Annotated in this window: 15 protein-coding genes; 13 read left to right on the top strand and 2 right to left on the bottom strand. The window is 58.2% G+C overall.

Annotation, left to right across the window (positions count from 1 at the left end):
* Window positions 1-28 precede the first annotated feature (28 nt).
* Window positions 29-1,705 carry a DNA repair protein RecN gene (recN, locus tag EHN06_RS17240; RefSeq protein ID WP_127333745.1) on the bottom strand — a complete coding sequence of 559 codons (1,677 nt, stop codon included), beginning with the start codon at window positions 1,703-1,705 and terminating at the stop codon, window positions 29-31.
* A gap of 244 nt (window positions 1,706-1,949) precedes the next feature.
* Between recN and grpE the strand changes: the two genes are divergently transcribed.
* The 7 genes from grpE to greA all read left to right on the top strand — a co-directional run bounded on the left by grpE (window position 1,950) and on the right by greA (window position 12,021).
* A complete protein-coding gene (gene grpE / locus EHN06_RS17235) occupies window positions 1,950-2,543 on the top strand; it encodes a nucleotide exchange factor GrpE (RefSeq protein WP_127333744.1) in 594 nt (197 codons plus the stop codon).
* Window positions 2,544-2,685: 142 nt separating this feature from the next.
* Complete coding sequence (gene dnaK, locus EHN06_RS17230) at window positions 2,686-4,611, top strand: molecular chaperone DnaK (RefSeq protein ID WP_127333743.1); 1,926 nt, start codon at window positions 2,686-2,688, stop codon at window positions 4,609-4,611.
* Window positions 4,612-4,690: 79 nt separating this feature from the next.
* The gene (gene dnaJ / locus EHN06_RS17225) at window positions 4,691-5,815 is read left to right on the top strand and encodes a molecular chaperone DnaJ (protein WP_127333742.1); all 1,125 of its coding nucleotides are present in this window, start codon (window positions 4,691-4,693) and stop codon (window positions 5,813-5,815) included.
* A gap of 11 nt (window positions 5,816-5,826) precedes the next feature.
* Entirely contained in the window at window positions 5,827-6,627 is an 801-nt protein-coding gene (dapB, locus tag EHN06_RS17220; protein ID WP_127333741.1) for a 4-hydroxy-tetrahydrodipicolinate reductase, read from the top strand.
* Window positions 6,628-7,100: 473 nt separating this feature from the next.
* Window positions 7,101-8,225 (top strand): glutamine-hydrolyzing carbamoyl-phosphate synthase small subunit, encoded by a 1,125-nt coding sequence (gene carA / locus EHN06_RS17215; protein ID WP_127333740.1) that lies wholly within the window; start codon window positions 7,101-7,103, stop codon window positions 8,223-8,225.
* 96 nt (window positions 8,226-8,321) lie between these two features.
* Window positions 8,322-11,537 carry a carbamoyl-phosphate synthase large subunit gene (gene carB, locus EHN06_RS17210; protein ID WP_127333739.1) on the top strand — a complete coding sequence of 1,072 codons (3,216 nt, stop codon included), beginning with the start codon at window positions 8,322-8,324 and terminating at the stop codon, window positions 11,535-11,537.
* Between the two features lie 22 nt (window positions 11,538-11,559).
* Entirely contained in the window at window positions 11,560-12,021 is a 462-nt protein-coding gene (gene greA, locus EHN06_RS17205) for a transcription elongation factor GreA (protein WP_416332564.1), read from the top strand.
* A 67-nt stretch (window positions 12,022-12,088) separates the two neighbouring features.
* On the opposite strand, the gene yhbY is transcribed toward greA, so the two are convergent.
* Window positions 12,089-12,400, bottom strand: a complete 312-nt coding sequence (gene yhbY / locus EHN06_RS17200; protein WP_127333737.1) for a ribosome assembly RNA-binding protein YhbY — start codon at window positions 12,398-12,400, stop codon at window positions 12,089-12,091.
* Between the two features lie 168 nt (window positions 12,401-12,568).
* Here yhbY and rlmE point away from each other — a divergent pair, with 168 nt between their 5' ends.
* The 6 genes from rlmE to secG all read left to right on the top strand — a co-directional run bounded on the left by rlmE (window position 12,569) and on the right by secG (window position 18,803).
* Window positions 12,569-13,189 (top strand): 23S rRNA (uridine(2552)-2'-O)-methyltransferase RlmE, encoded by a 621-nt coding sequence (gene rlmE / locus EHN06_RS17195; RefSeq protein ID WP_127333736.1) that lies wholly within the window; start codon window positions 12,569-12,571, stop codon window positions 13,187-13,189.
* A 158-nt stretch (window positions 13,190-13,347) separates the two neighbouring features.
* Window positions 13,348-15,282, top strand: a complete 1,935-nt coding sequence (ftsH, locus tag EHN06_RS17190; protein WP_127334486.1) for an ATP-dependent zinc metalloprotease FtsH — start codon at window positions 13,348-13,350, stop codon at window positions 15,280-15,282.
* Between the two features lie 91 nt (window positions 15,283-15,373).
* Complete coding sequence (gene folP / locus EHN06_RS17185) at window positions 15,374-16,207, top strand: dihydropteroate synthase (protein ID WP_127333735.1); 834 nt, start codon at window positions 15,374-15,376, stop codon at window positions 16,205-16,207.
* Entirely contained in the window at window positions 16,204-17,547 is a 1,344-nt protein-coding gene (gene glmM, locus EHN06_RS17180) for a phosphoglucosamine mutase (protein ID WP_127333734.1), read from the top strand. The genes folP and glmM overlap by 4 nt, the downstream gene beginning before the upstream one ends.
* Window positions 17,548-17,621: 74 nt before the next feature.
* Entirely contained in the window at window positions 17,622-18,386 is a 765-nt protein-coding gene (tpiA, locus tag EHN06_RS17175) for a triose-phosphate isomerase (protein ID WP_127333733.1), read from the top strand.
* Window positions 18,387-18,428: 42 nt separating this feature from the next.
* Window positions 18,429-18,803, top strand: a complete 375-nt coding sequence (gene secG, locus EHN06_RS17170) for a preprotein translocase subunit SecG (protein WP_127333732.1) — start codon at window positions 18,429-18,431, stop codon at window positions 18,801-18,803.
* Window positions 18,804-18,809: the final 6 nt, after the last annotated feature.

Genomic DNA, 18,809 nt, shown 5'->3' with positions numbered 1-18,809 from the left:
GGATCGAGAGGGGAATGTGCTCTGTCGCTCAGTGATGGGTCGCCTGTCCTTTGGTGAACATCTCGCGGGCATGGGCAATGGTGTGTTCGGTCATGTCGACACCGCCAAGCATTCTTGCCACTTCGCTGATTCGCCCGTGATCATCCAGTGTTTCAATTTTCGAGAAGGTAGCGTCCTGTTCGGTAAACTTGCTGACGAACAGATGTTGGTGGCATTGGGCTGCAACCTGCGGTAGATGGGTGACGCACAATACCTGACCATCGTCGCCCAGGGTTCTCAGTAATCGCCCGACCACTTCTGCCGTGCCGCCACCGATGCCGACGTCTACTTCATCAAACACCAGGGTAGGAGTGGTTGAGGTCTGTGCGACCACCACCTGGATTGCCAGGCTGATGCGTGACAGTTCGCCGCCGGAGGCGACTTTGGCCAGTGGTCTGGCGGGCTGGCCCGGGTTGGCGCTGACCAGGAATTCCACGTCTTCAAGGCCATGAGGTGCCGGCTCGTCGTCGGTGCGATTCAGGTGGGTGACAAACTGCACTGCCGGCATGCTGAGTTGTGCCAGTTCGCCGGCAATTCTCTGGTCGAGATTGGCGGCCGCCTGCTGGCGGGCTTCCGATAACTGGCCGGCCAGTTCGTCAAAGCGGTGTCGCTGGGATTCCAGCTCGGCCTCCAGTTGTTCAACGCTGCCTTCACCATCATCCAGGGATGCCAGTTCGGCGCTGAGGCGCTGGTGCAGTTCGGGCAGCTCTTCCGGCGTGATGCGGTGTTTGCGAGCCATCTGGTAAATCGCGCTCAGGCGTTCCTCGACCTCGGCCAGTCTTGCCGGGTCGGCCTCGTAATCCTCCACAAAACGGCGGAGGTTGTCCCCCGCTTCACTGATCTGGATCTGTGCTTCGTTCAGCATCTGGATGGTATCCATCAGAGCCGGCACTTCGGTGGGCAGGTGTTCCAGTTGCTGCAGCGCCTGACGGACCAGGTCTGCGGCGCTGTTGTCTTCTTCCGTGCACAGCAGAGCGGCCTGTTGACTGTTCTGCAGCACGGTGTCGGCGTGACTGAGTTGTTCCTGTTCCTGCTCCAGATTTTCCTGTTCGCCTTCTTCCAGAGCCATGCGATCCAGCTCTTCTACCTGATAGCGGAGCAGTTGCAACCGGGCTTCGGCTTCGTCGGCGTTTTGCTGTCGTTCGGTCAGGCGTTGGCGGGTTTTGTGCCAGGTCTTCCAGGCATCGCGGGTGTCGGCGGCGAGGGCTTCCACGCCGGCGTATTCGTCCAGCAGCTTGCGATGGGTTTCCTTGCGGAGCAGGGACTGGTGCTGGTGCTGGCTGTGAATGTCCATCAGCAGGCTGCCCAGATCCTTGAGGTGTGCGAGCGGGCAGGGCTGGCCGTTAATATAAGCTCGTGAGCGGCCATCCTTGCTGATAACCCGGCGCAGGATGCAGTCATGCTCGTCGTCCAGCTCGTGCTGTTCCAGCCAGGCCCGGGCCTCGGCGATGCGGGACACATCGAAGGAGGCGGTAATGTCGGCCCGCTTGGCCCCGTGGCGTACGGCACCCGCATCGGCCCGTCCACCCATGGCCAGCCCCAGGGCGTCCAGGACAATGGACTTGCCGGCACCGGTTTCCCCGGTGAGGGCGGTCATGCCCTTGCTGAACTGAAGTTCGACCCTTTCGGCAATGGCGTAGTTGGATACGGTGAGCTGTGTGAGCATGCTGGTGACCTCCGCTCTGAAAAAAAACACTGTGGTTACATACAGTGACTGTGAATATATACAGGGTTTTGCCTGTTTGCAAATTCGCGGGTGTGAAATTGTGGATAAATGCATTCATGGAGGTTGAAACCGGAGCAAGGGGCCCCATATCCGTTCGCAACCCTCTTTGATCTGGCCGATAAAGGCTGGATGACATGTATAACCGGCCGTATTTGCGGCTGCGGATGAATGATCAGGAGTAGCCATGAGTGCTGACGAAAATCGTAACGAGCAGGTTGAGGAAGAGCTGAAAGCTGCCGAGGCCGAAGCGACAGGAGACGCTGAAGGTAATTCGGCCGGGGAGCCTTCTGAAACCGAAGCCCTTCAGGCTCAGGTTCAGGAATATCAGGAGCAGATGCTGCGGGCCCAGGCAGAAATGCAGAATGTCCGTCGTCGTGCCGAGCTGGATGTGGAAAAGGCCCACAAGTTCGCGCTGGAAAAGTTTGTGAAGGAGCTGTTGCCAGTGGCGGACAGCCTCGAGAAGGCGGTTGAGAGCACCGAAGGTCAGGAGGCTTCCGGCGAACTGGTGGCGTCTATTCGTGAAGGTGTGGAGATGACGCTGAACCTGTTTATGAACAGCCTCAAGAAGTTCAACGTTGAGCAACTCAATCCCGTTGGCGAACCGTTTGATCCGCAACTGCACGAAGCCATGTCCATGGTGCCGGCGCCGGATGCCGAGCCGAACAGTGTCGTCGCGGTTGTGCAAAAGGGGTACACCCTGAACGAACGCCTGGTCCGGCCTGCGATGGTGGTCGTGGCCAAGGCCGAGGATGCACCAAAAATCGATGAACAGGCTTGAAAAGTGAATTAAGGCGCCAATATAGGCAGTAAACAGGCGGGCGCCGGATTGAATGACCGGGGCTGACAGCCCGAAACAGTTTTGACTGGCATCGGATTGGCGATGTCGCAACCGGATCGAACAAACGAATTGGAGTGAATCAATGAGCAAGATTATTGGTATCGACCTGGGAACCACGAACTCCTGCGTTGCCATCATGGATGGTGACAAGGTCAAGGTTATCGAGAACGCTGAGGGTGATCGCACCACCCCGTCGATCATTGCGTACACCGAAGACGGTGAGACCCTGGTAGGTCAGTCTGCCAAGCGTCAGGCGGTCACCAATCCGAACAACACCCTGTATGCCATCAAGCGTCTGATCGGCCGTCGTTTCGAAGACGACGTGGTCCAGAAAGATATCAAGATGGTGCCCTACAAGATCACCAAGGCCGACAATGGTGATGCCTGGGTGGAAGTGAAGGGTGAGAAGATGGCGCCGCCGCAGGTGTCCGCGGAAGTCATCAAGAAGATGAAGAAGACCGCCGAGGACTACCTGGGCGAGAAAGTCACCGAAGCGGTCATCACCGTGCCGGCCTACTTCAACGACAGCCAGCGTCAGGCCACCAAGGACGCCGGCAAGATTGCCGGTCTGGAAGTCAAGCGGATCATCAATGAGCCGACCGCTGCTGCCCTGGCTTATGGTCTGGACAAGAAGAGCGGCGACCGCACCGTGGCTGTGTACGATCTGGGTGGTGGTACCTTCGATATCTCCATCATCGAAATCGCCGACGTCGACGGTGAGCACCAGTTCGAAGTGCTGGCCACCAACGGCGACACCTTCCTCGGTGGTGAAGACTTCGACATGAAGCTGATCGAATACCTTGCTGATCAGTTCAAGAAAGACAGCGGCATTGACCTGCGTGGCGACTCGCTGGCGATGCAGCGTCTGAAGGAAGCTGCCGAGAAGGCCAAGATCGAGCTGTCCAGCAGTCAGCAGACCGACGTCAACCTGCCGTACGTAACGGCGGATGCCAGCGGTCCCAAGCACATGAACGTGAAGGTCACCCGCGCCAAGCTGGAATCCCTGGTGGAAGAGCTGATCGAGCGCAGCATTGCGCCGTGCCGCACTGCGCTGGATGATTCCGGTGTCAAGGTTGGCGACATCGACGAAGTAATCCTGGTCGGTGGTCAGACCCGTATGCCGCTGGTTCAGGAGAAGGTGAAGAACTTCTTCGGTAAGGAGGCCCGTAAAGATGTTAACCCGGATGAAGCCGTTGCCATGGGTGCTGCCATCCAGGCCGCCGTGTTGTCCGGTGATGTGAAAGACGTTCTGCTGCTGGACGTGACTCCGCTGACCCTGGGTATCGAAACCATGGGTGGTGTGGCCACGCCGCTGATCGACAAGAACACCACCATTCCGACCAAGAAGTCGCAAACCTTCTCCACGGCGGATGACAACCAGACCGCGGTGACCATCCACGTGGTTCAGGGGGAGCGTAAGCAGGCGGCGCAGAACAAGTCCCTGGGTCGTTTCGACCTGGCCGATATTCCGCCGGCACCCCGTGGCGTACCGCAAATCGAAGTTACTTTCGATATCGACGCCAACGGTATCCTGAACGTCTCCGCCAAAGACAAGGCGACCGGCAAGGAGCAGTCCATCGTCATCAAGGCCTCTTCCGGCCTGAACGACGATGAAATCGAGAAGATGGTACGCGATGCTGAGGCCAACGCCGAGGAAGATCGCAAGTTCGAGGAGCTGGTACAGGTCCGTAACCAGGGTGATGCGATGGTTCACGCCGTTCGCAAGACCCTGAAAGATGCCGGTGACAAGGTCAGCGACAGCGAGAAGGAATCCATCGAAGCGTCTATCAAGGAGCTGGAAGAAGCGCTGACCGGTTCCAACAAGGAAGATATTGAGGCCAAGACCCAGAAGCTGACCGAAGTGTCCTCTGAGCTGGCTCAGAAAATGTACGCAGATCAGGCGGACCAGACGCAGCAAGCTGGCGGGGAAGAAAGTGCCCAGGCCCAGACTTCTGACGACGCAGTCGACGCCGAGTTTGAAGAAGTCAAAGACGACGACAAGCGGTAATTTCTGACGTACATCAGGCAGTTGGAAAACGCGGGGGAGTCCCCGCGTTTTCCGCGTTTTAAAAACAGGGTTTTAAAGCATGGCCAAGCGCGATTATTACGAAATTCTCGGGATATCCCGGGATGCGGACGAGAAGGAAATCAAGCGGGCTTACCGCAAGCTCGCAATGAAGTATCACCCCGACCGTAACCCGGACGACACTGACGCCGAGAACAAGTTCAAAGAGGCCAGCGAAGCCTACGAAATACTGGCGGACCAATCCAAACGGGCCGCCTATGACCAGTTCGGTCACGCCGGCGTTGATGGCCAGGCGGGCGGCGGATTCGGAGGTGGCGGTGCCAGCTTCTCCGATATCTTCGGTGACGTATTCGGTGACATCTTCGGTGGTGGCGGCCGTGGCCGCAACACCCGTGGCGCCGACCTGCGTTACACCCTGGAGCTGGATCTGGAAGAAGCCGTAAAAGGCAAGACTGTTCAGATCCGTATCCCTGGTCACCGGGAGTGCGAAGTCTGTGACGGCAGTGGTGCGGAAAAAGGCTCCCGCCCGGAAACCTGTGGTACCTGTAAGGGTATGGGGCAGGTCCGCATGCAGCAGGGCTTCTTTACGGTGCAGCAGGCCTGTCCGACCTGTCGTGGTTCCGGTCAGGTCATCAAGAATCCCTGCCAGGCCTGTCATGGCCAGGGCAGGGTCCAGGAAGAGAAGACTCTCTCCGTCAAAGTGCCGCCCGGCGTGGATACCGGCGACCGTATCCGTCTTTCCGGTGAAGGGGAGATGGGCGTGGATGGCGGTCCTCCCGGTGACCTGTATGTACAGATTGCCGTTCGCGAGCATTCCATCTTCACCCGCGATGGCCGCAACCTGTATTGCGAAGTGCCCATCAGCATCGTGGATGCTACCCTCGGTGGTGAGCTCGAAGTGCCAACGCTGGATGGCCGTGTGAAGTTGAAGATTCCGCCGGAAACCCAGACCGGAAAGCTTTTCCGTCTGCGTAACAAGGGTGTCAGCCCGGTTCGCGGCGGCCCGTCAGGGGATCTGCTCTGCCGTGTGATCGTGGAAACGCCGGTCAACCTGACCAAGCGTCAGAAAGAGCTGCTGGAAGAATTCCAGCAAACACTGGATGGCGGCAACGGCACTCATCATGCTCCGAAGAAAACCTCCTGGTTTGAGGGTGTGAAAAGTTTCTTTGATGAAATGAAATTCTGAGGACAGGTGATATGAGGGTAGCAATCATCGGCGCCGCCGGGCGCATGGGTAAAGTCCTGATCGAAGCCGTCGACGGCACCGAAGGTCTTGAGCTCGGCGCTGCCGTGGTCGAGCCGGGCAGTTCGCTGATTGGCGCGGATGCCGGCGAGCTGAGTGGTATCGGCAAAACCGGCGTCACCATGGCCGGCAGCCTGGAAGACGTGAAGGACGATTTTGATGTGCTTGTCGACTTCACGTTTCCGGACCTGACCTTGGAAAATGCCGAGTTCTGCAAAGCCAACGGCAAAATGATCATCATCGGCACTACCGGCATGACCGACGCCGAAAAAGAGCAGTTGGCTGTGGTTGCTGAATCCACCCCCGTAGTGTTTGCGCCCAACATGAGCGTTGGCGTCAACGTCGTCCTCAACCTGCTGCGCACCGCAGCGGCGACCCTGGGCGACGACTACGACGTGGAAATCATCGAAGCCCACCACCGCCACAAGAAAGACGCGCCTTCAGGCACGGCGTTGCGCATGGGCGAAGTGGTTGCCGATGCCCTCGGTCGCGACCTGAAAGAATGCGCCGTCTACGGCCGCGAAGGCTTCACCGGCGAGCGCACCCGCAAGGAAATCGGTTTTGAAACCATTCGCGCCGGTGATGTGGTGGGTGATCACACCGTGTTGTTCGCTACCGAAGGCGAGCGTATCGAAGTGACCCACAAGGCGAGCAGTCGCATGACGTTTGCCAAGGGTGCCATGCGGGCGGCGCTTTGGCTGCAGGGCAAGCCGGCGGGGCTTTATGATATGCAGGATGTTCTGGGGTTGAAGTGAGAATGGTGTGTCGGATTACGAGGCTGCGCCTCTAATCCGACCTACGTCACCTGGCGCGGCTGATCCTGCCCGGGTGGGGGCTCCCTCTGCTTCATATAACTCGGAGGCAGGGGGTTGGGATTCTTCTCCCGGAAATGTCGGAGGCCGTGGATGGCCGGAGATCAAGCGCACATGGATGTGCTTGTAGCGTTTTCCGGGAGAAGAATCCCAAGCGCCTGCCGGTGTTCCTGCGGGGCGCCCGTTGGTGTCTACGCCGTGCTCCCGGGTTTTCCGTCAAGAGGCGGATTTCAGATGGACACAAAGCGCCAAATTTTTTACAATAAGGCGGTTTGACTGCACCAAGCGTACCTTTGAACAAGTTTTTAAAAAAGCGGGACCGGGTTAAGACTCTGTCTCGCTTTTTTGCAACCTGAATTTGCGCTTGCGTTCCTGTTCGTGACGAACTGATACGCCACTCGATGAGGATACAAGCCTTGAGTACACCTGCAATCCTTGCACTCGCAGACGGAAGCCTGTTTTACGGCACCGCCATTGGCGCTGAGGGAGAGACCAGCGGCGAAGTGGTGTTCAACACCGCCATGACCGGTTACCAGGAAATCCTGACCGATCCGTCCTACTCCCGCCAGATTGTCACACTGACCTACCCGCACATCGGCAACACCGGTGTGAACGAAGAAGACGTGGAGTCGGACCGCGTTCAGGCCGCCGGCCTGATCATCCGCGACCTGCCCCTGATCGCGAGCAACTGGCGCAGCAGCGGCAGCCTCGACGAGTACCTGCGGGCAAACAACATCGTGGGCATTGCAGATATCGACACCCGTCGCCTGACCCGGATCCTCCGCGACAAAGGCTCCCAGAACGGCGCGGTGGTGGCAGGTGAAGGCGCGACTGCCGAACGGGCACTGGAATTGGCTAACGCTTTCCCGGGGCTGAAAGGCATGGATCTGGCGAAAGAAGTCACCTCCGACAAAATCTGGTCCTGGAGTCAGAGCGAGTGGACCCTGGGGGAAGGGTATGGTGAGCGCACCGAATCCCGCTTCAAGGTGGTGGCATGGGATTACGGCGTCAAGCTGAACATTCTGCGCATGCTCGCTGCTCGTGGCTGCGACATCACCGTGGTGCCGGCTCAGACCCCGGCCTCCGAGGTGCTGGCGATGAACCCGGATGGTGTGTTCCTGTCCAACGGCCCGGGCGACCCCGAGCCTTGTGACTATGCCATCACCGCCATTCGCGAAGTACTGGAAACCGAGATTCCGGTGTTTGGCATCTGCCTCGGCCACCAGTTGCTGGCTCTGGCCAGTGGTGCCAGGTCCATCAAAATGGGGCATGGTCACCACGGCGCCAACCATCCGGTCCAGAACCTGAAAGACGGCACGGTAATGATTACCAGCCAGAACCACGGGTTCGCAGTGGATGAGGCGAGCCTGCCGGATAACCTGGAGGCGACCCATAAGTCCCTGTTTGACGGTTCCCTGCAGGGTATTCGCCGTACCGACAAGCCGGCTTTCAGCTTCCAGGGCCATCCGGAAGCCAGTCCCGGTCCTCACGATGTGGCGCCGCTGTTTGATGAATTTATCCGGCTGATGGAAGCCCGATAAGCTTCCGGATTTGTCCCGGTTGACGCTTCCAGAGTGAAACAGGCGCCGCACATTGCGATGCAAGAATTTTAAAGTTGCTGACAGGTTTACCAAGAGATGCCAAAACGTACCGACATTAAAAGCATTCTGATCCTGGGCGCCGGCCCCATCGTGATCGGTCAGGCGTGCGAGTTTGACTACTCCGGAGCCCAGGCTTGCAAGGCCCTTCGTGAAGAGGGTTACCGGGTCATCCTGGTTAACTCCAACCCGGCAACGATCATGACCGATCCGGTGATGGCCGATGCCACCTACATCGAGCCGATTACCTGGAAGACCGTCGAGAAGATCATCGAGAAAGAAAAGCCGGATGCCCTGTTGCCCACCATGGGTGGCCAGACCGCGCTGAACTGTGCGCTGGATCTGGAGAAGCACGGCGTCCTGGAGAAGCACGGCGTGGAAATGATCGGCGCCAACGCTGACACCATCGACAAAGCCGAGGATCGCGACCGCTTCGACAAGGCCATGAAGAAGATTGGTCTGGAGTGCCCGCGCGCCACCATCGCCCACTCCATGGCGGAAGCCTGGGAAGTGGCCGACGACATCGGTTTCCCATGCATTATCCGTCCGTCCTTCACCATGGGTGGTTCCGGCGGCGGTATCGCTTACAACCGCGATGAGTTCGAGGAAATCTGTACCCGTGGTCTGGACCTGTCGCCGACCAACGAACTGCTGATCGACGAATCGCTGATCGGCTGGAAAGAATACGAGATGGAAGTTGTCCGTGATAAGAACGACAACTGCATCATCGTCTGTGCCATCGAGAACTTCGACGCCATGGGTGTGCACACCGGTGACTCCATCACCGTGGCGCCGGCCCAGACCCTGACTGACAAGGAATATCAGATCATGCGGAACGCCTCGCTGGCGGTTCTGCGTGAAATCGGTGTGGAAACCGGGGGCTCCAACGTGCAGTTCGGTATCAATCCGGATACCGGTCGCATGGTGGTGATCGAAATGAACCCGCGGGTTTCCCGTTCCTCAGCGCTGGCATCGAAAGCCACGGGTTTCCCGATTGCCAAGGTTGCGGCCAAACTGGCCATTGGCTATACCCTGGACGAGCTGCGTAACGAGATCACCGGGGGCGTGACACCGGCGTCCTTCGAGCCCAGCATCGACTACGTGGTCACCAAGATTCCACGGTTCACCTTCGAGAAGTTTCCCCAGGCCGATGCCCGCCTGACTACCCAGATGAAGTCCGTTGGCGAGGTCATGGCGATTGGCCGCACCTTCCAGGAGTCACTGCAGAAAGCCATGCGCGGCCTGGAAGTGGGCTCCGAAGGCTTTGAGGAGAAGGTGGATTTAACAACAACGGACGGCCAGGAAATCCTGACGCAGGAGTTGAATGTGCCCGGGGCCGAGCGCCTCTGGTACATTGGCGATGCTTTCCGGGCCGGTATGACGGTTGAGGACGTGTTCAACAATACGCACGTCGATCCCTGGTATCTGGTGCAGATCGAGGACCTGATCCGCGAAGAGCAGGCGCTGAAGTCCGCCGGCAAAGCCGATATCGACCGCGACACCCTGTTCCGGCTCAAACGCAAGGGCTTTTCCGACGCCCGTCTGGCGAAACTGCTGGGTATTTCCGAAGTCAGTCTGCGCAAGCTGCGCCATGACCTGAATATCCGCCCGGTCTACAAGCGGGTGGATACCTGCGCCGCCGAATTTGCCTCGGACACCGCCTATATGTACTCGACCTATGAGGAGGAGTGCGAGGCTGACGCTTCCGATCGCGATAAGATCGTGGTCATTGGTGGTGGTCCGAACCGGATTGGTCAAGGCATCGAGTTCGATTACTGTTGTGTTCACGCGGCCCTGGCCATGCGTGAAGATGGTTATGAAACCATCATGATCAACTGCAACCCGGAGACAGTCTCCACCGACTACGACACTTCCGATCGGCTGTACTTCGAGCCCATCACCCTGGAAGACGTGCTGGAAATCATCAATGTCGAGAAGCCCAAAGGGGTGATCGTCCAGTACGGCGGCCAGACGCCGCTCAAGCTGGCTCGTGGTCTGGAAGCGGCCGGTGTGCCGATCATTGGCACCAGCCCGGATGCCATTGACCGCGCCGAAGACCGTGAGCGCTTCCAGCAAATGATCGGTCGCCTTGGGCTGTTGCAGCCCGAAAACGCCACGGTGCGCAGCCATGAGGAAGGTGTCCTGGCTGCCCGTGAGATCGGCTATCCGCTGGTAGTGCGTCCGTCCTACGTGCTGGGCGGCCGGGCGATGGAAATCGTCTATGACGAGGAAGAACTGGTTCGCTACATGCGTAACGCGGTCCTGGTTTCCAATGACAGCCCGGTATTGCTGGATCACTTCCTGAATGCCGCTATTGAGGTGGATATCGATGCCATCTCCGACGGCAAGGAAGTGGTGATTGGCGGTATCATGCAGCACATTGAGCAGGCCGGCGTTCACTCCGGTGACTCTGCCTGCTCGCTGCCGCCGTATACCCTGCCGAAAGACGTACAGGACGAAATGCGCGAAGCCGTCCGCAAGATGGCCATCGAACTGGATGTGGTGGGGCTGATGAACGTTCAGTTGGCCTGGCAGGATGGCCAGATCTACGTCATTGAGGTGAATCCACGGGCCTCCCGTACGGTACCGTTTGTGTCCAAAGCCATTGGTGTCTCGCTGGCGAAAGTGGCGGCGCGGGTCATGGCCGGCAAATCCCTGGCAGAGCTTGGCTTCACCCAGGAGATCGTGCCTGGCTATTACGCGGTGAAGGAGTCTGTGTTCCCGTTCAACAAGTTCCCGGCGGTGGATCCGATCCTCGGTCCGGAAATGAAGTCGACCGGTGAGGTCATGGGAATCGGTGACAGCTTCGATGAGGCGTTCGCCAAAGCCGCGCTGGCCACCGGTGAGCGGTTGCCGGGGCAGGGCACGGCCTTCATGTCCGTGCGCGATGTGGACAAGCCCGGAGCTGCCGACGTCGCGCGGGATCTGGTCAATGCCGGCTTCAAGCTGATTGCCACCACCGGTACCGCGAAGGCCCTGAAAGAGGCAGGTATCGAAGTTGAACGGGTGAACAAGGTCCGTGAGGGGCGCCCGCATATTGTGGATGCCATCAAGAACGGCAAGGTTCAACTGATTATTAACACCACCGAAGGGCGCAAGGCCATTTCCGACTCGGCGCAGATTCGCCAGTCCGCCTTGCAGGCCAAGGTAACCTATACAACGACCCTGGCGGGTGGCGAAGCCTTCTGTCGGGCCATCAAGTTTGGCCCGGAGCGCACAGTTCGCCGCCTCCAGGATCTACACGCAGGAAAGTAAGATTATGTCTGCCAGAGTACCTATGACAAAAGCGGGCGAAGCCCGCCTCCGCGAGGAGCTTCAGAAGCTGAAGTCCGAAGATCGCCCGAGGGTGATTGCTGCGATTGCCGACGCCCGTGAGCATGGTGATCTGAAAGAAAATGCGGAATACCATGCTGCCCGCGAACAGCAGAGCTTTATCGAGGGGCGCATTCAGGAAATCGAAGGCAAGCTGTCCGCGGCACAGGTGATTGATATCAATACCATTGAAAACACCGGCAAGGTGATTTTCGGCGTCACCGTGCACCTGCTGAATGTCGATACCGATGAGCAGGTGATTTACCAGATCTGTGGCGAAGACGAAGCGGACATCAAGGCCGGCAAGATTTCAATCTCCTCCCCGATTGCGCGGGCGCTGATTGGTAAGAGCGAGGGCGACATTGTCGCCATTCGCGTGCCTTCCGGCACCGTGGAGTATGAGATCGAGGAGGTGGAGCACCTCTGAGGCTCCAGCGATTAAAAAGCCGGCAGCGAGTGCTCGTTGCCGGCTTTTTTATTTGGGTTTCGCCTGCTCAGCTTTTGTTGCGAAGCAGGTTGGACAGCTTGGGGTTGGGCTGTTTGGCGCGGCGCAGTATGACCGCGATCTTGCCAATCGTCTGGACCAGTTCGGCGCCCGCGGCCTGGCACAATTCATTGATGGCCTCCTGGCGCACTTCGCGGTCCGGACTGGCGATCTTGACCTTGATCAGCTCGTGATCGTTCAGGGCGCGCTCAAGCTCCTCCTGAAGCCCCTCGGACAGGCCTTTGTCGCCGACAATGATGACAGGCTTCAGGTTGTGGGCGATGCCCCGGTACTCCCGGCGCTGTTCCGGTGAAAGACTCATGATGTAATCTCTTAATGGATGCAATTAACAAAACGTCAGCGGCGCAATGGCCACTAAAACCGTATAATCGGCGAATTGTAACAGATCGGAACGGTGGAGAAATGGCCATTACCACGTACCACGAGGTTTCGTTACGCGTCTGTTCCTGTTTTATTTCGGAGGTTTGTTTTGGCCCGTTCAAAAACCAGTGATCGCTGGCTCAAGGAACATTTCGATGATGTCTGGGTCAAAAAATCCCAGGAAGATGGCTACCGTTCCCGTGCCAGCTATAAACTGATTGAGCTGGACAACAAGGACCGGTTGTTTCGTCCCGGCCAGGTCGTTGTGGATCTGGGTGCAGCCCCGGGAGGCTGGTCCCAGGTGGCGATGGAGCGGGTCGGGGATAACGGTGTTGTGGTGGCCAGTGATATTTTGCCAATGAATCCGATCGCCGGTGTGGATTTTGTTCAGGGCGATTTCACCGAGGATTCGGTACTGGAAGAATTGTTGGGAATTCTGGGAGATCGAAAGGCAGACGTTGTAATTTCCGATATGGCGCCCAATATGAGTGGTATGGCTGCCGTGGATATTCCCAGGGCGATGGGCCTGGTGGAGCTGGCGCTGGATATGGCTCAACAGGTGCTCCGTCCCGGAGGGGTGTTCGTGGCCAAGGTGTTTCAGGGTGAAGGTTTTGATGCACTGTTGGCTGATATGCGGAAAAGTTTTAATACGGTTGTGAGTCGCAAGCCTGATTCCTCCAGGGCAAGATCCCGGGAGATCTATCAGGTCTGCAAGGGCTTCAGGGGCTGATTCGTGCAGTCTTTTGGGGTTGGATATTCGGCGTGCTCTGTGGCTGATACGGATGGGCCGAATGTGGTGGAGCGGCGTACAATTGGTGTAAGGTGTTCAAAAAGGTTTCCCTGAAGACGGTCAACCTTTCAATTCACAGGTGACGATCCTTGAACGATATGGCAAAAAATCTGGTTCTCTGGCTAATCATAGCCGCCGTACTGCTGATGGTGTTTCAGAACTTTACTCCCACCACCAGCGGACAACAGGTCAATTACTCGCAGTTTGTCGAGATGGTACAGGACGGACAGGTCCGTCAGGTCACCATTGATGGTCTGCAGATTCAGGGCACCCGTGGGGATGGCTCTCAGTTTCAGACTATCCGCCCCCAGGTGTCCGACAACAAGCTGATGGATGACCTGCTGGCAAATCGCGTCGAAGTCATCGGCAAGGAGCCTGAGCGCCAGAGCCTCTGGACTCAACTGCTGGTTGCTGCCTTCCCCATTCTGATCATCATCGCTCTGTTCGTGTTTTTCATGCGGCAGATGCAGGGCGGTGGCGGTGGCAAAGGCCCCATGTCGTTCGGCAAGAGCAAAGCTCGGCTGATGAGCGAAGATCAGATCAAGACCACCTTTGGCGATGTCGCTGGTGTCGATGAGGCCAAGGAAGACGTCAAGGAGTTGGTGGACTTCCTGCGGGATCCGAGCAAGTTCCAGCGCCTGGGTGGCAGTATTCCCAAGGGCGTGCTGATGGTCGGTCAGCCGGGTACCGGTAAGACGCTGTTGGCAAAAGCCATCGCTGGTGAAGCCAAGGTGCCGTTCTTCTCCATTTCCGGTTCCGACTTCGTGGAAATGTTCGTGGGTGTGGGTGCGTCCCGTGTCCGTGACATGTTTGAGCAGGCCAAGAAGCAGAGCCCCTGTATTATCTTCATTGACGAGATCGATGCCGTTGGTCGTCATCGTGGCGCTGGGATGGGCGGCGGTCACGACGAGCGTGAACAGACGCTGAACCAGTTGCTGGTTGAAATGGACGGCTTTGAAGGCAACGAAGGCGTGATCGTCATTGCCGCGACCAACCGTCCTGATGTGCTGGACCCTGCGTTGCTGCGTCCGGGCCGCTTTGACCGTCAGGTTGTGGTCGGACTGCCGGATATCATCGGCCGTGAGCAGATCCTCAAGGTGCATATGAAGAAAGTGCCCCTGGCAGACGGCGTGGAGCCGGTGCTGATTGCCCGTGGTACACCCGGATTCTCCGGTGCCGATCTGGCCAACCTGGTGAACGAGGCGGCGCTTTTCGCGGCGCGCCGTAACCAGCGCCTGGTGTCGATGGAGGAGTTTGAGCTCGCCAAGGACAAGATCATGATGGGCGCCGAGCGCAAGTCCATGGTGATGAGCGAGAAAGAAAAGCGGAACACCGCGTATCATGAGTCCGGCCACGCCATTGTCGGACGCCTGATGCCGGAGCACGACCCGGTGTACAAGGTGAGCATTATCCCCCGTGGGCGGGCCCTGGGTGTCACCATGTTCCTGCCGGAAGAGGACAAATACAGCCATAGCAAGCGCTTCCTGATCAGCTCGATTTGCAGCCTGTTTGGTGGTCGTATTGCCGAGGAGCTTACCCTTGGCTTCGATGGTGTGACCACCGGTGCCTCTAACGATATCGAACGCGCAACCAGTCTGGCTCGCAATATGGTGACCCGCTGGGGGCTGTCCGAGAAGCTGGGGCCTCTGCAGTATGATACTGACAGTGAAGAGCCGTTCCTGGGCCGCTCCGCAGGTCAGGCGCAGACGGTATACTCGCCTGAAACTGCACAGCGCATTGATGAGGAAGTTCGCAACATCATCGATGAATGCTATGAGAAGGCGAAACAGCTGCTGATTGAGAATCGTGACAAGCTGGATCTGATGGCCGATGCGCTGATGAAGTACGAAACCATTGACCGGTATCAGATTGACGACATCATGGAAGGTCGGGTGCCTCGTCCGCCGAAAGGCTGGGGGGACAATGGTCCGACTGGTGGTGTGTCATCCGAGGAGCCCGAGTCGGCGTCCGCGTCGCGAGGCTCTGATGATGGGAAGCAGCCCGGTGTGGGTCGCCCCGCAGGCGAACACTGACGGCGCTGACCTGATAACAGTCTGTTTTATCTGACGGCGCCGCCCCTTTCGGGCGGCGTTTGTTTTTGTGTGCTGCTTGAAAGGATTGCCTATGGAGATGAATTTCGCCGGCCGGGTGTTGGATATGTCCCGTTGCCACGTCATGGGTATTCTTAACGTCACACCGGATTCCTTCTCCGATGGCGGACGTTTTAGCCGGCCGGATACCGCGCTCGCCCGCGCCAGCCAGATGGTGGAAGACGGTGCGGCTTTTATCGATGTTGGTGGCGAATCAACCAGGCCCGGAGCTGCCAAAGTGTCGGTGGCAGAGGAGTTGGAGCGGGTCTGCCCGGTGGTGGAAGCGATCGCCCGGGAGCTGGATACGGTCATTTCGGTGGATACCTCCGCTCCCGAGGTGATGGCTGAAGTCACCAAACTGGGTGCTGGCCTGATTAACGATGTGCGTGCTCTGCAGCGTGATGGTGCGCCGGAAGTCGCGGCCGCGGCAGGTATTCCGGTTTGTCTCATGCATATCCAGGGCGAGCCGGATTCCATGCAGGACAATCCCGAATACCGAAATGTGCGGCGGGAGGTGAGCTCTTTTCTGACCGAGCGTATGCGTGTGGCTGAGGCGGCGGGCGTAGAGCCGGGCAACATCATTCTTGATCCCGGCTTCGGGTTTGGGAAAACGCTTGAACATAACCTGCAGTTGCTGGCTTCCCTGGAGCAGCTTCATATTCTCGGGCACCCCTTGCTGGTGGGTGTCTCCCGTAAAAGCATGTTGGGCCATATTACTGGTCGCGAAGTAAATGAACGGTTGCCGGCGAGTCTTGCTGCCGCGACAATATCCGCTTTGAAGGGTGCATCCATTATTCGCGCCCACGATGTCTGGGAAACCGTGGATGCCGTCAGGGTTGTGGCGGCCATGAAGGAGGCTGGTCGATGACCGAGAGAAAATATTTTGGCACGGATGGCATTCGTGGCTGTGTCGGGGAGTTTCCGATTACCCCCGAGTTCATGCTGCATCTGGGGTGGGCTGCCGGCCAGGCATTCAAGCGGGCAGGTCAGCGCAATAGCGTGCTGATCGGCAAGGATACCCGGCTTTCCGGGTATATGTTTGAGTCCGCCCTGGAGGCGGGGCTCTCCGCTGCCGGTGTCGACGTCAAGTTGCTGGGGCCGATGCCTACACCCGCTATCGCCTATCTGACCCGGACTTTCAGGGCGTCTGCCGGGATCGTTATCAGCGCTTCTCATAATCCCCATCATGACAATGGCATCAAGTTCTTCTCTGCCAACGGCACCAAGCTCGATGACGCCCTGGAAGCGGAAATCGAGCGCTGGATGGACGAGCCGATCAAGGTGTGCGATGCCGCGGACCTGGGTAAGGCATTCCGGGTAGATGATGCGCCTGGCCGCTACGTGGAATTCTGTAAAAGCACGGTACCGAATGAGTTCACCCTGGAAGGCCTGAGTGTCGTACTGGATTGCGCCCACGGTGCAACTTACCATGTGGCTCCCAAGGTGTTTCGTGAGCTGGGTGCCAGGGTCTCGGTGATCGGCGCCGAGCCGGACGGCCTCAATATCAACAAAGAGGTCGGTTCGACCCATCTGGATGCCCTGAAGCGGGCGGTGCTGGAAAAGAAGGCAGACCTGGGGATTGCCTTTGATGGTGACGGTGACCGGGTGTTGATGGTGGATCGTGACGGCTCAGAAGTGGACGGGGATGAGCTTCTGTACATCATTGCCTCCCAGCGGCACGCTGCGGGAACCCTCCGCGGCGGAGTGGTTGGTACTCTAATGACCAATCTGGGTGTTGAGTTGGCACTGAGGGAGCAGGGCATCGAGTTTGAGCGTGCCAAGGTAGGGGATCGGTACGTCATGGAACGCCTTCTTCAGCATGACTGGCTGTTGGGTGGTGAAGGCTCTGGTCACATGGTGATAAGAGATTGCACGTCCACCGGTGATGGTATTGTGTCGGCGCTTCAGGTCCTGTTGGCTGTCCGTCGCTCAGGCAGGACGCTTGCAGAGTTGCGTCGGGGTATGAGCAAGTTGCCGCAGAAGATGATCAACGTTCGGGTGGATCAGCGTTTTGATCCGCTCGGGCGCGAAGACATCGCGGTCGCCGTGCGTAAGGCGGAGGCTGATCTGGGTGATACCGGGCGCGTACTGCTGAGGGCATCCGGTACCGAGCCGTTGATCCGCGTCATGACGGAGGGGCAGAATGCCTCTGAAATCACTCGCATAGCGGAAGAGCTCGCGGTGATTGTCGAGAGTTCCCGTGCCTGAGTTTCTGTGTGGGAGAGTTGTCTGGTCGGGTGGACTGCTGTATAGTTCGCCCTCCCTTGAATTCGGGGGCTGTTATGCGCCGTAAGATCGTAGCCGGAAACTGGAAAATGAACGGGTCGAGAGACCTGGTGGAAAAACTGGTTGGCTATGTCCGGTCAGGGGTGTCATCCCTTGATAATGGTGTGGAGACTGTTATTATTCCTCCCGCCCTGTACGTCCGGGATGTGAAGGCCCTGGCGGGTGATCAGCTTGCGGTCGGTGTGCAGAACGTTGCGTGCTGGGAATCCGGAGCCTACACCGGTGAAGTGTCTGCTGGCATGGCAAAAGACTGTGGCTGTCGCTACGCACTGGTTGGTCATTCCGAGCGCCGGCAGTTGTTTGCTGAGACCGATGCAGCGGTTGCGGAAAAAGTCGCGCAGTTGTTGTCTCAGGGGCTGGTCGCCATTGTTTGTGTTGGCGAGACCCTGGCAGAGCGTGAGGCCGGGCAGGCCGAAGAGGTGGTATCAGCGCAGGTCCGTAAAGGCCTGGCGGGTGTGGCCGGAGAGGGTTGGCAGAATGTTGTGGTTGCCTATGAGCCGGTTTGGGCCATAGGAACCGGCAAGACGGCCACTGCCGATGACGCGCAGGCAATGCATCAGTCAATTCGCCGTGTTTTGAAAGACATGGGCGCACCGGCGGAAGAGACTTCCCTGCTTTACGGCGGCAGTGTAAAAGCGGATAATGCAGCCGCTCTTTTTGCCCAGCCGGATATAGACGGTGGTTTGATCGGCGGGGCGTCGTTGGTTGAAAAAGATTTTGTGAGTATCTGCCAGGCCATGCCGGCAGGTCCTGAAAGTTAAAGGTTCGCGAAAGCCATTAGCAAGAGTCATTAGAGAGTCGTTATGGATTGGTTGGAAACACTGGTTGTCGTTGTGCACGTGGTTATCGCGGTGGCGCTGGTGGGTCTGGTGCTGATCCAGCAGGGCAAGGGTGCGGATGCCGGTGCGGCATTTGGTGGCGGTGCGTCACAGACCGTATTCGGTAGTCAGGGTAGCGGTAGCTTCCTGACACGACTGACCACCCTTCTGGCGGTTGTGTTCTTTGTAACAAGTTTTTCGCTGGCAATTTTTGCCAAGCAGCGTGCGGAAGTCGCTGGTGAGGCCGGTATTCCGGTTGTCCAGGAGTCTTCTGAAGCGGCTGCTCCGGTGGATGTTGAGGAAGGCGAAGCCGAGAGCGGGGAGTCCTCAAGTGAAGACGAACTTCCCGAGCTCGAGTAAAGGTGT

Origin of the sequence: Marinobacter sp. NP-4(2019), from assembly GCF_003994855.1 — a bacterium.
Taxonomy (GTDB): Bacteria; Pseudomonadota; Gammaproteobacteria; order Pseudomonadales; family Oleiphilaceae; genus Marinobacter.
This window is presented reverse-complemented; position numbering and strand designations above follow the sequence as displayed.